Source organism: Sphingomonas sp. BK580, assembly GCF_014194975.1.
In the GTDB taxonomy this organism is placed as follows: domain Bacteria; phylum Pseudomonadota; class Alphaproteobacteria; order Sphingomonadales; family Sphingomonadaceae; genus Sphingomonas.
The window spans coordinates 89,518-104,158 of the sequence record NZ_JACIAY010000007.1; the positions used below are offsets into that span (position 1 = coordinate 89,518).

15 protein-coding genes are annotated in these 14,641 nt (G+C 72.3%); 6 read left to right on the forward strand and 9 right to left on the reverse strand.

Going from position 1 to position 14,641, the window contains the following annotated elements:
- Window positions 1-35 precede the first annotated feature (35 nt).
- Together cysD and cysQ are read right to left on the reverse strand one after the other, a co-directional pair.
- Entirely contained in the window at window positions 36-932 is an 897-nt protein-coding gene (gene cysD / locus FHY05_RS13570) for a sulfate adenylyltransferase subunit CysD (RefSeq protein WP_183944999.1), read from the reverse strand.
- Between the two features lie 13 nt (window positions 933-945).
- Window positions 946-1,764 carry a 3'(2'),5'-bisphosphate nucleotidase CysQ gene (cysQ, locus tag FHY05_RS13575; protein WP_221191197.1) on the reverse strand — a complete coding sequence of 273 codons (819 nt, stop codon included), beginning with the start codon at window positions 1,762-1,764 and terminating at the stop codon, window positions 946-948.
- A 438-nt stretch (window positions 1,765-2,202) separates the two neighbouring features.
- Between cysQ and FHY05_RS13580 the strand changes: the two genes are divergently transcribed.
- Both FHY05_RS13580 and FHY05_RS13585 read left to right on the forward strand, forming a co-directional pair.
- Complete coding sequence (locus tag FHY05_RS13580) at window positions 2,203-2,508, forward strand: hypothetical protein (protein ID WP_183945001.1); 306 nt, start codon at window positions 2,203-2,205, stop codon at window positions 2,506-2,508.
- Between the two features lie 64 nt (window positions 2,509-2,572).
- Complete coding sequence (locus FHY05_RS13585; RefSeq protein WP_183945002.1) at window positions 2,573-3,229, forward strand: hypothetical protein; 657 nt, start codon at window positions 2,573-2,575, stop codon at window positions 3,227-3,229.
- A 280-nt stretch (window positions 3,230-3,509) separates the two neighbouring features.
- On the opposite strand, the gene FHY05_RS13590 is transcribed toward FHY05_RS13585, so the two are convergent.
- The 3 genes from FHY05_RS13590 to FHY05_RS13600 are packed head-to-tail and all read right to left on the reverse strand — an operon-like array spanning window position 3,510 to window position 6,459.
- Window positions 3,510-3,911: a cytochrome c-type biogenesis protein gene (locus FHY05_RS13590; protein ID WP_311732479.1), complete on the reverse strand. Its 402-nt coding sequence runs from the start codon at window positions 3,909-3,911 to the stop codon at window positions 3,510-3,512.
- On the reverse strand, window positions 3,908-4,507 hold the full coding sequence (locus tag FHY05_RS13595) for a DsbE family thiol:disulfide interchange protein (protein ID WP_183945003.1): 600 nt from the start codon (window positions 4,505-4,507) through the stop codon (window positions 3,908-3,910). The genes FHY05_RS13590 and FHY05_RS13595 overlap by 4 nt, the downstream gene beginning before the upstream one ends.
- Complete coding sequence (locus FHY05_RS13600; RefSeq protein WP_183945004.1) at window positions 4,504-6,459, reverse strand: heme lyase CcmF/NrfE family subunit; 1,956 nt, start codon at window positions 6,457-6,459, stop codon at window positions 4,504-4,506. The genes FHY05_RS13595 and FHY05_RS13600 overlap by 4 nt, the downstream gene beginning before the upstream one ends.
- Before the next feature lie 339 nt (window positions 6,460-6,798).
- Between FHY05_RS13600 and FHY05_RS13605 the strand changes: the two genes are divergently transcribed.
- Window positions 6,799-9,117, forward strand: coding sequence for a TonB-dependent receptor domain-containing protein (locus FHY05_RS13605; RefSeq protein ID WP_183945005.1), 2,319 nt, complete (start codon window positions 6,799-6,801; stop codon window positions 9,115-9,117).
- Window positions 9,118-9,225: 108 nt separating this feature from the next.
- Here FHY05_RS13605 and FHY05_RS13610 read toward each other — a convergent pair whose 3' ends face one another.
- Window positions 9,226-10,095 (reverse strand): S-methyl-5'-thioadenosine phosphorylase, encoded by an 870-nt coding sequence (locus tag FHY05_RS13610; protein WP_183945006.1) that lies wholly within the window; start codon window positions 10,093-10,095, stop codon window positions 9,226-9,228.
- A gap of 24 nt (window positions 10,096-10,119) precedes the next feature.
- Here FHY05_RS13610 and FHY05_RS13615 point away from each other — a divergent pair, with 24 nt between their 5' ends.
- Complete coding sequence (locus tag FHY05_RS13615; RefSeq protein ID WP_183945007.1) at window positions 10,120-10,548, forward strand: DUF2147 domain-containing protein; 429 nt, start codon at window positions 10,120-10,122, stop codon at window positions 10,546-10,548.
- Between the two features lie 218 nt (window positions 10,549-10,766).
- The gene (locus FHY05_RS13620; RefSeq protein ID WP_183945008.1) at window positions 10,767-10,910 is read left to right on the forward strand and encodes a hypothetical protein; all 144 of its coding nucleotides are present in this window, start codon (window positions 10,767-10,769) and stop codon (window positions 10,908-10,910) included.
- 33 nt (window positions 10,911-10,943) lie between these two features.
- Here FHY05_RS13620 and FHY05_RS13625 read toward each other — a convergent pair whose 3' ends face one another.
- On the reverse strand, window positions 10,944-11,783 hold the full coding sequence (locus FHY05_RS13625) for a DUF2306 domain-containing protein (protein ID WP_183945009.1): 840 nt from the start codon (window positions 11,781-11,783) through the stop codon (window positions 10,944-10,946).
- 58 nt (window positions 11,784-11,841) lie between these two features.
- The gene (locus tag FHY05_RS13630; protein ID WP_183945010.1) at window positions 11,842-12,702 is read right to left on the reverse strand and encodes a DUF6454 family protein; all 861 of its coding nucleotides are present in this window, start codon (window positions 12,700-12,702) and stop codon (window positions 11,842-11,844) included.
- A 473-nt stretch (window positions 12,703-13,175) separates the two neighbouring features.
- On the opposite strand from FHY05_RS13630, the gene FHY05_RS13635 reads away from it, so the two are divergent.
- A complete protein-coding gene (locus FHY05_RS13635; protein WP_183945011.1) occupies window positions 13,176-13,961 on the forward strand; it encodes a hypothetical protein in 786 nt (261 codons plus the stop codon).
- A gap of 5 nt (window positions 13,962-13,966) precedes the next feature.
- Here FHY05_RS13635 and FHY05_RS13640 read toward each other — a convergent pair whose 3' ends face one another.
- Window positions 13,967-14,593 carry a DNA-3-methyladenine glycosylase gene (locus FHY05_RS13640; protein WP_183945012.1) on the reverse strand — a complete coding sequence of 209 codons (627 nt, stop codon included), beginning with the start codon at window positions 14,591-14,593 and terminating at the stop codon, window positions 13,967-13,969.
- Window positions 14,594-14,641 lie beyond the last annotated feature (48 nt).

Sequence of the window (14,641 nt, forward strand, 5' to 3'; positions counted from 1 at the left end):
CGGCACGGGGAGGAATTGCGTCGCCCGAACCCCCATCAGAAATACCCCTGCTGCTTCTTCTGCTCCATGCTCGCGCCGGCGTCCTGGTCGATGGCGCGGCCCTGGCGCTCGCTGGTGGTGGTGAGCAGCATCTCGCGGATCACGTCGTGCAGCGTCGCCGCCTCGCTCTCCACGGCGCCGCTCAGCGGATAGCAGCCGAGCGTGCGGAAGCGGATCGAGCGCTCCACCGGCACCTCGCCAGGCGCCAGCGGGAAGCGCTCGTCGTCGACCATCAGCAGCAGCCCGTCGCGCTCCACCGTCGGGCGCGGCGCGGCGAAATAGAGCGGCACGATCTCGATCCTCTCGCGCGCGATATATTGCCACACGTCGAGCTCGGTCCAGTTGGAGATCGGGAAGACGCGCATGCTCTCGCCCTTGGCGTGGCGCGCGTTGTAGAGCTGCCACAATTCGGGGCGCTGCGCCTTGGGGTCCCAGCGGTGCGTCGCGCTGCGGAAGGAGAAGATGCGCTCCTTGGCGCGGCTCTTCTCCTCGTCGCGGCGCGCGCCGCCGAACGCGGCGTCGAAGCGGTGCAGGTCGAGCGCCTGCTTAAGCCCCTCGGTCTTCCACAATTCGGTGTGGAGCGCGCCGTGGTCGAACGGGTTGATCCCGCGCGCCAGCGCCTCGGGATTGCGGTGGACGATCAGCTCCATCCCCGCCTCGCGCGCCGCCCGGTCGCGCAGCGCGTACATCGCCTGGAACTTCCAGGTCGTGTCGACGTGGAGCAGCGGGAACGGCGGCGGCGCGGGATAGAAGGCCTTGCGCGCGAGATGGAGCATCACCGCGCTGTCCTTGCCGATCGAGTAGAGCATCACCGGCCGCTCCGCCACCGCGACCACCTCGCGCAGGATATGGATGCTCTCGGCCTCGAGCCGGTCGAGGTGGGTCAGCGTCATCGTCGGGCGGCTCTCAGCGGAGATAGGGGCGCAGCGGCGCGGGCTGGTAGCCGCCGGTGGCGACGAAGCCGGCGTTGCGATAGCCCGGCTTGCCGTAGGTGAAGGGCGCGCCGTCGACGTCGAGCGTGCGCCCGCCCGCGGCGCGCAGCACCGCGTCGCCCGCGGCGGTGTCCCACTCCATCGTCGGCCCGGTGCGCGGGTAGACGTCGGCCTCGCCGCACGCCACCAAAGCGAACTTGAGGCTGGAGCCGACCGCGACGCGCTCGCTCACTCCCCCGGCGTCGAGCCACTCGTCGAGCCCGGGCATGGCGTGGCTCTTCGACGCCACCGCGCAGGGTTGGCCGCCGCACGTGCGGACACGGATCGGCTGCGCCGTGCCGCGCGGGCCGCCCGGCGCGCGCGCGGCGGTCCAGGCGGCGCCCTGCGCGACGTCGCCCCAGTAGAGCGCGCCGCGCGCGGGGGCATAGACCACGCCCATGGTGGGCACGCCGTGCTCGACCAGCGCGATGTTGACGGTGAAGTCGTCGCCGCGGCGGACGAACTCCTTGGTGCCGTCGAGCGGGTCGACCAGGAAGAAGGCGTCGGCCACCGCGGGGATGTCGCCCGCCGCGGCCTGCTCCTCGGCGACCACCGGTATGGCGGGGGCGACGGTCGCGAGCCCGGCGAGGATCGCCGCCTCGGCGTCGCGGTCGGCGGCGGTGACGGGGCTCTCGTCGCTCTTGTGCATCACCGCGCAGCCGGCGGTGAAGTGGCGCCACACGATGTCGCCCCCCGCCTCGGCGAGCGCGACGATCGCGGCGAGCAGCGCGGGACGGTCGGTGATGTCGGTCATGGGCATCATATGTGGCGTGGCACGCGCGCCGCGACCAGCAAGAATAAGCGCGATCCTCCGCAAGTTGGGGTTGGGCGGGGGCGATAGGGCGGGCGGGGTACGCCGTTTGGAAGCGGCCGGGGCGGAAGGAGCGGGGCTGCGCTCGAGCCGCGCGGGCGCCAGAGGGTTAGGTCGATTGCGCCAATCTGAGAGTTATCCTCAGGAGCGCGCCGACTTTGGACCGCGCGCCCGTCCTAATATGAGACCGAGTAGGACGAGGCATCGCCCCTCCCGCTCGATGTCGCACCCTTCTCGCAACGGAGGCGCACGTGAAGCACAGCACGATGATCGTTATGGCAGCGGCCCTGTCCCTGGCGGCGACGCCGGCCACGGCCAGTATCTCCGCCAGCTATGGTTCGGACACACAGACGCCAGCTATGGGTGATTCGAACGACTTCTTTGACCGATTATCTTAGCGTACCCAGCAGCGTTCCTGATAGCGGCTCAATTGACCACGTCACCTGGGCGGTAGGAGATTACGGCCTTAGCAACGACTCAATAGCAGTCGAGTTGTGCGTGAAAGGTGAAGGATCGGGCGGCTGCACGGGCGATTTCACCGGCTACAAAGGCAGGACGAGCCAATTTTTAGGACGGAAAGCAACAACAGTTTTCTATCTCAAAATCAAGATCAAAACAGATGTTTATCAGAGATTTCAATCAAACTACACCTCAAGGCAGCAGACCCATCTAGAGTTTTATTACTGACACTAAGTTTCGTCGCACGGGAGCGGGGCGTGCTCCGCTCCCGTGCTCGCGTAAAGAGAATTTTATGAAAATTAGCCAAGCTCATAGCCTTTCACCGACTATCGCACCGCTCCATACCTCCAGCATCAGAGAAGTGCTCGATACGCGAAAAATAATCGCAAACACCGATTCCGCGAGGCAAGCACCGATGATTTCGGTAGAAGAGCGAGCGCCGCAGCTCGGCAACCTTCTTATACCGCGCGACGCGCCTCGACTTCTACGCTTCCTAGACGTCGAGGTTCCTTCGGTCTTCACAAAGCCGCTTACCGATGATCAGATGATGGCGAAGTGGATGAAAGAATCGATTTCTCATCCGCTCCGTCCAACTGGCAAAGGAGTTTCAAACGGCTACACGCAGGACGACGTCGACACGATCAAGGCCATGACCGGCTATAATTTCATCGCCTTCGATGGTGGCACGACAGTGGTTGACGATGATGGCAACCCGGTGCCCTACGAAGTCTCTAGGATGATCATGAAGATTGCCGACCGCATCGAGACCGATCGATCGCTCGGCCTTCTGGTCGGCGACATCACCGAGAGCTACTTGCGCGGTGTGTTCAAGGACTTCGAGAAGAACGGCAGAGCGCTCCCCGAGGAGTGGCTGAAACGCGGGCTGGCGTATGTGCGCGAGCGCGACACATACCGCCCCGCCGCGGTGCGGCGCTCGATCACCGCCTAAGCGAGACTTTCAACTGGCGCTCGAGATTTGGCTGATGGCGAGGCTGGTGAAACGCTGCGGCGCGGGTGGGTTGAGGCTGGCCGACAGCAACGAGTGCCCTGCCTTAGAGCTGAGCCGTGCTCCGGCGAGCGCCGGCGCCCAGGGTACGACGAGTGACGCTCGTGACCCTGACCTCCTGCATCCGCAGGAGCACGCCGGTGGTCCGAACGCGTTGTGTCAGATTTTAGGCCGAGGCCTTAGCAGCCTTGCGCGCGCGAGTGAGCGCCCGCCTCGCCCCGCCTTAACGCCCCCGCCGCCGAAACGAGCCGCGCGCCACCACCACGCCGATCGCGAGCAGCAGCAGCGGCGCCAGCCACAGCGGGAGCGTCGCGCGCGACACCGGCGGGTCGTAGCTGACGTAGTCGCCGTAGCGCGCGATCAGCCAGTCGCGCACCGCGCGCGGCGACTCCCCCGCGGCGACGCGCTGGCGCACCAAGGCGCGCATCTCGCCGGCCATGTCGGCGTCGCTGTCCGCGATCGACTGGCCCTGGCAGACGAGGCAGCGCAGCGTCTCCATCAGCGCGCGCGCCTGACGCTCCTGCTCGGGGTCGCGCAGCTGGGTATAAGCGAGCGGGGGCAGCGCGGTCTGCGCCATCGCCGGCACCGCCAGCCACAGCGCCAGCAGCGCCGCGGCGCGCCTCACCGCGCCGCTCCCGCGCCCGGCGTCCGCGCCGCCGCGAGCGCCTGGAGCAGCTCGGGTACGTCCTCGGCGCGGATATCGCCGACGTGCTGGAGCCGGATGATCCCCTGCCCGTCGACCACGAAGGTCTCGGGCACGCCCGACGAGCCGAGCGCGAGCTGGAGCCGGCTGTGCGGGTCGCTGCCGACGCTGGCATAAGGGTCGCCGTGGCGCTGGAGGAAGGCGGTGACGTCCGCCGGCGTGTCCTTGATCGCCACCGCGTCGATCGGCACGCCCGCGGCCTTGAGCGTCAGCAGCTGCGGCGCCTCCGCGACGCAGGGCACGCACCAGCTGGCGAAGACGTTGAGCAGCCGCGGCGCGCCGCGCCGGAAGTCCGCGTCGGTCACGCCCGGCTTGCCCGGCGCGATCGCGGGCAGCGTGAACGCGGGCAGCGGCTTGCCCACCATCGCCGAGTAGACGGTGCGATCGGCCGGACGCCACAGCCCCCACAGCACCACCGCCAGCAGAATGCCGAAGGCGCAGAGCGGCAGCCACAGCAGCCAGCGCGCGTGGCGCGGCCCGGCGCCGGTCGCGCCCTCCCCCTGTGCGCCCGCGCTCACGCCGCGCCCCAGGCGGCGGTCTCCGCGTGCGCGTCGGCGCGGCGGCGCTGGTGCCACAGCCGCCACTGATGCCCCACCAGCGCGAGCGCGCCGCCCAGCGCGATCAGGAAACCGCCGAACCAGATCAGCGTCACCATCGGCTTCCACCACAGCCGCAGCTGCCAGCGCCCGTCCTCGCCCAGCGTGCCGAGCACCGCGTAGAGCTGCCCGTCCCACCGCGTCAGGATCGCGCTCTCGTTGGTGGTGGTCACCGGCGTGGTGAAATAGCGCACTTGCGGGCGCAGCACCGCGATCGCCTCATCGTCGAGCGTCACCGCCAGGCGGCCCTCGAGCGCGGTCCAATTGTCCCCCACCAGCGGACGCACGCCCTCCAGCCGCACGGTGAAGCCCGCCACGCGCGCGGGGTCGCCGGTGCCGACCGCGACCAGCCGCTCCTGCGTGTAGGCGGTGCTCGCCGCCATGCCGACCAGCGACACCGCGACGCCGAGATGCGCCACCACCATGCCCCAGAGCTGGAGCGGCGCGCGGCGCAGGTTGCGCTTCGCCAGCGGCGCGACGCTCGCCACCGCCAGGCCGACGCCGAGCGCGATGCCGAGCAGCGGCAGCGGCGCGATCGGGCCGCCCAGCACGAAGGCGCCGACCCCCGCAAACAGGGTGGCGGCGATCGCGGGGAACAGCCGCTGCGCCACCTCGCCGGGGTCGTCGCGGCGCCAGCGCATCACCGGCCCGGCGGCGAGCACCGCGACGAGCAGCAGCGCCACCGGCCCCGCGGTCGAATCGAAGAAGGGCGGCCCGACCGAGAGCTGCACCCCCATCGCGGCGGCGACGATCGGGTAGAAGGTGCCGATCAGCACGATGCCGAGGATCACGGTGAGCAGCAGGTTGTTCGCCACCAGCGAGCCCTCGCGGCTGACCGCCTCGAACAATTTGCCCTGCCGCACCGTCCCGATCCGCAGCCCGAACAGCAGCAGCGCGCCGCCGATGTAGATCACCAGCAGCGCCAGGATGAAGGCGCCGCGGCGCGGGTCGACCGCGAAGGCGTGGACGCTGGTGAGGATGCCCGAGCGCACCAGGAAGGTGCCGATCATGCTCATCGAGAAGGCCACGACGGCGAGCATCACGGTCCAGGCGCGCAGCCCGTCGCGCGTCGCCAGCACGCTCACCGAGTGGAGCAAGGCGGTCGCGGCGAGCCACGGCATCAGGCTGGCGTTCTCGACCGGGTCCCAGAACCACCAGCCGCCCCAGCCGAGCTCGTAATAGGCCCAGTAGCTGCCCGCGGTGATGCCGAGCGTCAGGAAGATCCAGGCGCCGAGCACCCAGGGGCGCATCGCGCGCGCGAAGGCGGCGCCGACGTCGCGCGTCACCAGCGCGCCCACCGCGAAGGAGAAGGCGACCGAGAGGCCGACATAGCCGGCGTAGAGCGTCGGCGGGTGGAAGGCGAGCCCGGGGTCCTGCAGCAGCGGGTTGAGCCCCGCGCCGTCGGCGGGCGCGGGGTCGAGCCGCGCGAACGGATTGGAGGCGAACAGCAGGAAGGCGTAGAAGCCGAGCGCGATCGTCGCCTGCGCCGCCAGCGTGGCAACCAGCGTGTCGGCGCGCAGGCGATGCTCCAGCCGCGCCACCGCCGCGCCGGCCAGGCCGAGGATCGTGACCCACAGCAGCATCGAACCCTCGTGGTTCCCCCAGGCGCCCGCGAACTTGTAGAGCGTCGGCTTCATCGAGTGGCTGTTGGCGGCGACGAGCGCGACCGACATGTCCGACGCGAGGAAGGCCGCGATCAGCGCCGCCATCGCGATCAGCGCGAGCACCCCCTGCACGGTGGCGACGGCGCGCACCGTCGGCGCGGCGCGCGCGGCGTCGGCGCCCTGCTTGAGCGCGAGCGCGCCGAGGACGAGCTGCGCCAGCGCGAGCGCGGCGGCGAGCCAGAGCGCGACGAGGCCGGTCTCGGCGGTCATGCTGGGAGAAACGCGGGCGACACGCGCACGGCTTTAGCGGCGCGGCGGGGGAGCGTCGAGGCGGAACCATCGGGCTCGGCGGTGCCGCACACGATCCTCCCCGGCACGGTCGGGGGACCACCCGCAGGCTGGTGGACGGGGCTCTCCTCCAGCGTCGCGTCGCGTGGAAAGCCTCCACCACGCCGCTCCGCGTCTCGGTCCCCTTCCCCCGCGAGCGGGGAGGATCTGCCCCCACCCAATCTCCCCCATTCTGGCGACAGCCTTGTTTCCGCCACGCTCCGGCTGCGATCCGGCGCGCTTTGGCGGCTTGGCTGCGCGCGGGCGAACGGAGCGGTGCGGATGCCGGGCGAGCGGATGACGATGCTGATGCTGGGCGCCGCCGCGCTCGCCACCCCCGCGACGGCGCAGCAACGCGCGGACGCGCCGCCCGCGGGGGCCGAGCCCGACGTCGTCGTCGCGGCGCGGCGGCCGCCCGGCTCGGCGATCGGCAGCAACGAGCCCATCGCGGTGCTCGACCAGCGCGCGCTGCGCTCGCTCGGCGTCACCGGGCTCAAGGAAGTGCTCGATCGGCTCCGCCCGCTCACCGCGGGGGTCGGCGGCGCCGAGCCGGTGATCCTGCTCAACGGCCGGCGGATCAACGGCGTCGCGCAGATCCAGTCGATCCCGCCCGAAGCGATCGAGAAGGCCGAGATCCTGCCCGAGCAGGACGCCGCGCGCTTCGGTTACCCGCCCACCGTCCGCGTGCTCAACCTGATCACCGCCAAGCATTTCCGCTCCACCGTGGCGCAGCAGCTCGCCGGCCCCACCACGCGCGGCGGCGGCGCGACGCAATATGCCGAGGCCACCGCGACGCAAATCGACCAGTCGCGCCGCGCGACGCTGCAGGTCTCGCACTTCCGCCAGTTGCCGGTGCGCCAGTCGCAGCGCGCGATCGCGCCCGAGCCGGTGCCGCTGCTCGGCGGCGGCAGCGCCGACGTCGGCGCCGCGCGCTATCTCCAGCCGCTGACTGATACGATCAAGGTCGACGCCACCGCCGCGCGTCCGATCGCGGCCAAGCTCGACGCCGACCTCAACCTGACGATGGAGGCGACCCGCAACCTGCGCCGCAACGGCCTCGCCCCGCTGCTGGGCGAGGACGAGACGACGCCCGGCCGCTATCTCCCCGGCACGTCGCTGCGCCAGCGCGACACCGCGCTCACGCTGCGCGGCAACGCGGGGCTGCACGGCAGCGCGGGGCGGTGGATCTGGGACGCGACGGGCGGGTATGAGCGGATCCGCGGCGCCGTCACGGCGGAGCAGGCGCGCGCGCTCGACGATCCCGCGCGCGTGCTGTCGACGCGCGGGCGCTCGCTCACCGGCACCGCCAGCACCCGGCTGACCGCGAGCGGGCCGCTGCTGCGGTTGCCCGCGGGCGAGCTGCAGGTCACCACCAGCGCCGACCTCGCGCGCGCCACCAGCGACGGCAGCGCCGCGGCCGACGTCCCGCTGTACGCGGCGCCGGTGCCGCGGCTGCGGCGCACCAGCGCGGGCGCGAGCGTGGGCGCGGTGCTGCCGATCGCGGCGGCGAGCGAGGGCGTGCTGGCGCCGCTCGGCCGCCTCGCCGCCACCGCGACGCTGGGCGTGAACCGGGTAACCGGCTTCGAGCGGCTGACCAGCCTCAGCTATGGCGCGACGTGGCAGCCGGCGCGCGCGGTGGAGCTGACCGCCACGGTCAACCTCTCCCAGACCGCGCCGCCGATCACATCGCTGACCGGCACGCTGGTGGCGGTGCCCAACATCCCCGTGTTCGACTATGCCACCGGTACCAGCGCCTTCGTCGACGCCGTCTACGGCGGCAACCCCGCGCTGCCGCCCGAGCGCACCCGCCTGACCACGCTCGGCGTCGCGCTGCGTCCCTTCGCCGAGCGCAGCCTCGACCTGCGGCTCGACTATCTCGTCACGCGCGCGCGCGATCGCGCCATCACGCCGGTGAGCGGCTCGTCCGCGTTCGAGGCGGCCTTCCCCGACCGCTTCGTGCGCGACACCGCCGGGCGGCTGCTGCGGCTCGACCTGCGCCCGGCCGCGGTGGCGGCGGAGGACGAGCGCAGGCTGCGCCTCACGCTCAACCTTTTCACCGAGCTCGGGCCCAAGCCGCCCGCGCCGCCCGCCACGGTCGACCCCAAGGCGCCGCCGCCCGCGCCACCCAAGCCGCGCCCGAGCGTGTACGTGATGGGCAGCGCGACGTGGCGGCTCTCGGATCGGCTCACCCTGCTCCCGGGCCAGCCAGCGCTCGACCTGCTCGCCGGGGCCACGCTCGACGGCAACGGCGGCCGACCGCGCTGGGAGGTGGAGGGCAACACGGGAGTCGGCTACGGGCCGGCGTCGCTCGGCGTCTACGCGCGGTTGCAGGGCGCGACGCGGGTGCGTGACCTGCTGCCCGCGGCCGACCTGCGCTTCTCCGGGCGTGACTGGCTGGTGCTGTACGGCAACCTCGACGCCGAGAAGCTCGTGGCGCGGCCGTGGGCGAAGCGGCTGTCGCTGTCGTTCACGGTCGAGAACCTGTTCGACGACCGGATCGCGGTGCGCGACGGGCTGGGCGCGACGCCGCTGCGCTTCCAGCCGGGGCTGATCGACCCGGTCGGCCGTGCGATACGACTGGGCGTGCGCAAGCTGTTCTGAGCCGCGTAGGAGGCGGCACCTCGATGACGCCGTGCTCCGGCGAACACCGGGGCGCAGCGCCTCAGGCGGGCGCTCGTGGCTCTGCGCTCCTGCGTCCGCGGGAGCAGCTCAGCCGAGCACGCGCGCCAGGATCGCGGCGTTGCGCTCGAGCAGCGCGGGATCGCGCGCCGCTGCCGCGGTGAAGATGGCACCGTCGAGCACGGTGTCGGCGGGCACGGCGGATCGCTCGGACGGCAGCAGCGCCGCCAGCGCCGACACCGCCGCCCGCGCCACCCGGCCGTTCGCCGCGGCCTGCGCCACCACGGCCGCGAGATCGACCGCCGGCCCCTCGTCGCGCCACGAGTCATAGTCGGTGACCATGCCAACGAGGGCGTAGGGCAGTTCGGCCTCGCGCGCGAGCCGCGCCTCGGGCAGCGCGGTCATGCCGATCACGTCGCAGCCCCAGTCGCGGTACAGCCGGCTCTCGGCGCGGGTCGAGAACATCGGCCCTTCCATCGCCAGGTAGGTGGCGCGCTCGGCCACGCGCCCGCCCGCCGCGGTGACCGCCGCCGCCGCCAGCGCGGAGAGCCGCTGGCACACCGGGTCGGCGAAGCTGGCGTGCGCCACCAGCCCGCTGCCGAAGAAGGAGGCGGCGCGCGCGACGGTGCGGTCGACGAACTGGTCGACCAGCACGAACGTGCCCGGCGCCAGCTCGTCGCGCAGCGACCCGACCGAGGAGAGCGCGATCACGTCGGTGCAGCCGGCGCGCTTGAGCGCGTCGACGTTGGCGCGCGCGGGGATGTCGCCGGGCGCGAGCCGGTGGCCGCGACCATGGCGCGGCAGGAACCGCACCGGGACGCCGCCGAGCCGGCCGAACAGGAGCTGGTCGCTCGGGGCGCCCCATGGCGTCGCCACGTCGCGCCACTCGGCCTCCTCCAGGCCGTCGATCGCGTACAGGCCCGAGCCGCCGATGATCCCGATCGTCCATTGCGCGTTCATCATTGTTCCTCGATAGTCCGGACCATGCGTTCCTCCCCCTTCGCCGCCTTCGTGCTGCTCGCCCCGGTCGCGCTGACCGCCCCCGCTATCGCTGACGCAGCGACCCCGATCGCGGGACGCTATGTCACCGAGGACGGCGCCGGCGTGGTCACGGTCGGGCCATGCGAGGGCACCGTCTGCGGCCGGCTCACCACCATCCTCCGGAAGCGCCCCGGCGCGCCCGACACCGACGTCAACAACTCCGACGCGGCGCTGCGCACGCGCCCGATCCTGGGCCTGCCGATCCTGTCGGGCTTCACCGACGAGGGCAAGGACTGGCGCGGCAAGATCTACGATCCCCGCAACGGCAAGACCTACAAGTCGATCGTCGCGCGCAACGCCGACGGGACGCTCAACGTCAAGGGCTGCATCGCCTTCTTCTGCCAGACGCAGGTGTGGAAGCCGGCGAGATGAACGCGATCGCGCGTGCTCAGCGGCTACGAACAGGGTAGCGTCGCTCTCTCGGATCGGAAGGAGTCGTCTGATCCCCGCCACCGGGCTGGCTCTGCCGCTCACCGCCGCACCCGCGTCCGCGCGATATATCAACGGCAGCGGGCTGGTGCCCGACACGTCGGCGAGCGCGCCGCTCTCACGCCCCGAGCGCGCTTTCGGAGCCCCCGGGCACGCCGACGATGCGGCGCCAGCGTCTCGCCGCGGCGGCCGCGCTTCGCACCGAAGTCGACCCGATGCCCGCCGCCGGTAAGGGTCGACTGACCGACGAGCAGGTCACCTGTGTCCGCCGGCGCGTGCGCCGGATCAACGGCGCGCGCGACTGATCCGGGCCGTCGCGACGATCGGCGCGCGCTGGCTCAGCCGCTCCACCCCGCCGCGATCCCCGGCCCCCACGACCGGGCGGTGAAGAACCAGGTCGCCGACGCGACGAAGGCCGTGGCGGCGAGCAGCACCGCGGCGACGCCGACGTTCGTCGCGGTGCCCGTCGCGGATCGACGCACGCGCACGAACAGCTCCGCCACCGCCAGGTTCGGCAAGTAGAAAAGGAAGGCCATCGCCTGGTCGAACCCGCCGCGGAAGTCGGGGGTATGGCCCTCGCGCCCGATCGCGAGGAACCAGGCGCCATATTCCATCCGGTACAGCCACGAGCCGACGGTGAGCGCGAACAGCCGGATCGCCCAGGCGCGATGCGCCGCGGTGCGGCCGGTGCGCGCCGCGGCATAGGTCAGCACCGCGGCGCTCGCCATCAGCGCGCCGTACAGCGCGAAGCCGGTGCTCATCACCGCGCCGCCGATCGTCCCACGCAACAGGATGAAGCCGAGCCCGCCCACCCCCGCCGTCCCGGCGCACAGCACGTACAATCGTCCCAGCCGGCGGTGCAGCGCGGGGTGACGCCGTCGCAGCGCGCCGATCAGCTGGAGCGGGCCGAGCAGCAGCAGCACCCCGCCCGTGGTGAAGTGCGCGCCGATCGCCAGTGTCGCCAGCGGCGCGGCGGGATCGTGCAGGTTGGCGAGCGACCCGTTCCAGCGCGCCGCCTCGCCGCGGAGCGCGGCGCCGCCGAAGAAAGCGATGATATAGGCGCCGAAGATCGCGCCGCTGCACCAGCAGCACGCCACCAGCAGCCGCGCACTCCAGCGCAGCACTCGCGCCGACCGCGCGTCCCGTCCCCGCCCCGCGGCCGCCGCGACCGTCGCCATGCGCCACCTCCCTCGCGCCGCGATCGTCGCGCCGCGCCGCGCGATTGGCAAGCCGCGCTCAGGCGGCGAGGCGGAAGTGGAACAGCCGGCTCGGCCCGTCCTCGGGCAGCAGGTACAGGTCGCGCCCCTGGATCGCCATGCCCTCGCCGGTATAGGGGCCGCCGCGCCCGAACGGTCGCACCGGACCGATCGCGCCGGCGCGCAGCGTGCGCCGCAGCGCGAGCGCGGGCCAGTCGAGGAAATCGACCGTCCCGTTCCACAGGTCGAGGTTACCCCCGGCGACCAGCGCGCCGTCGACGAACTTCATATCCTGGTAGTGTGTCGCCGAGGGGCTGGCGACGGCGCGCACCGTCGCGCCGTCGGTAGGATCGATCACGTAGAGCAGCCGGCTGTCCCAATTGCCCGCGACGAGCCGTCCATCGGGCGCGACCGCGACGCAGCCGAGATGGTCGGCGACACGCAGGCGGCGGCGCACGCGCAGCGTCGCGGCGTCGAGCTCGATCAACACCGCCGAGCTGTAGGGCCGCATCTCGGCGACGGGCACCCACAGGCTGCCGTCGTGGAAGGAGAGCCCGCCGGGATGGTAGCGCGCGCCGTCAGTGAGCTCGACGCGGCGCAGGAAGCGGCCGGTGGCGCGATCGAACTCGTGGAGGTAGCCGCGGCGTGCCGCACCGTCCACCGACGTGACCCAGATGCGGTGCGCGCCGATCTCGACGCCCTGGACATGGTACAGGTCGCCATCGAGCGACAGTGCCCCGAGCAGCCGCGCGTCCTCGACCGCGCCATCGAACCGCTCCGAGGCGCCCGCCACCGACAGGCCCGAGAGCAGCAGCAGCGCCGCGGTGACCGCCGCCCGCGCCGACCGCCGCCCGATCGCCTGCCGCCCGATCGTCTGCCGCCCGATCGCCTGCTGCCCCATCTGCGCCTCCGCCGCCGCGTCCCCGCGTCGCCCTTGGCAGGCCGATGTGTCAGCGACGCTGAGCTTTGGTTGCAGTTCGGCGGCAGCGCGCCGTGATGGGTCGGCGACGGCGGTCTCGCGATGCCTGCGTTCTCGTCGCGGCGAGACCGCGACATCGCTCGAGCGCCGTCATCTCCCCTCGGAGCCGGGATCCATTCCGCCGCGGGCGCAGCGCGGACGGTGCTCGCGGCACCATGGTCCCGGGTCGGGCCCGAGCTGACGAGGTGGTTCGGCAGAGATCGCGCGCAAGTGGGTAAGGCCCCCCTGGCGCTTGTAAGGATCGCCGCGGTCGCGGCTGAGTCCGTCCAATCGAAGCGCGGCGCGAGACGATATCGTGGCCGCGCCGGGGGAGAACGGCGAGCGCGCGATCGGCCGGGTCAGCGACGCGGGAGCGGAAAGGGACGGCGATGCCCTATCGTCATACATATCGGGCAGTGCTGCTGCTATTGCCGCTGATCCTGGTGGCCTTCTGGCCCGGCTATTTCGGCGCGCTGCGCGCCGCGCCGATGGCGCTCCACGTGCACGGGCTGAGCGCCACCGCGTGGCTGGTGCTGCTCGCACTCCAGCTCTGGTCGATCCACGACCGACGCGTCGCGCTCCACCGCGCCGCCGGGTTGGCGCTGTTCGCGCTGGTGCCGCTGTTCGCCGGCGCCAGCCTCGCCGCGGTACAGGGCGGCATCGCGCTGTTCGCGGCGCGCAGCGATCCCTTCCATTCCAGCTTCGGCGCGCGGCTCGCACTCGTCGACCTGCTCGCGCTCGCCACCTTCGTCGCGCTGGTACGCCAGGCGCTGCTCGCACGGCGCCAGGTGCGCCCCCATGCCGCGGCGATGCTGGCGACCGCGCTGCTGGTACTGCCGCCGATCGTGGGACGGCTGTTCCCCGCCATTCCCGGCTTCTTCGACTGGAACGTGGCGGGGCACAGCGGCTTCGCGCTGTCGTTCCAAATGGCGATGCTGGCGTCGATCGGCGGCGCGCTGGCGCTATGGCGCGGACGGCGCGACGGCGGGGCGTTCCTCGCGACCGCGGGCTCGCTCGCGCTTCAGGCGGCGGCGTTCGACACGGTCGGCGCGGGCGCAGCGTGGGAGAGTGCGGCACGCGCCCTGCTCGCGGTGCCCGCGGCGCTGCTGTTCACGCTCGGCGCGCTGGCCGCGGCGGGCGCGCTCGCCGAGGGCTGGCTGCGCGTCCCGCCGCGGGCGCGGCCGCGGATCGGCCTGGCCTAGCGACCTCACACCGGCGCGGCGTCCGCCCCCGCGCCGTAATGATGCCAGGTGAAGATCGCGGCCGCGCCGCGGTGCGGGCGCCACGGCTCAGCCAGCGCGCGGGTGAGCTTCTCGCTCGGGCGCTCGGCATGGCCGAGGATGCGCCCGGTCTCGATCTGCACCGCCAGGTCGCCGGCGGGCCAGATATCGGGGCGCCCCTCGGCGAACAGCAGGTACACCTCGGCGGACCAGCGCCCGATGCCCTTCACCGCGACGAGCTGGGCGATCGCTTCCTCGTCGTCGGCGGGCAGCGCGGCGAGATCGAGCGCGCCGCTCGTCACCAGATCGGCGAGGCTGCGCGCATAGCCCGTCTTCTGCCGCGAGAAGCCGCAGGCGCGCAGTTCCTCGTCGCTGAGCGCGGTGACCAGCGCCGGGTCGCCGGGGTCGCCGCGCTCGGCGAGCTTGCGCCACACCGAGTCGGCCGCGCGCACGCTCACCTGCTGGCCGACGATCGTGCGCAGCAGCGTGGCATAGCCGGTGGCGCGGATGCGCGGCGCGGGATAGCCGACGCGCTCGATCGCGGCGGCGAAGGCGGGCTCGATCACGGCCAGCGCGTCGAGCCCGGCGGTGAGCGCCGCGGCACTCAGCCCCATTGCGCGGCCCTCGCGCAAGCGGCATGGACGGGGCGATTCTCGGTGGAG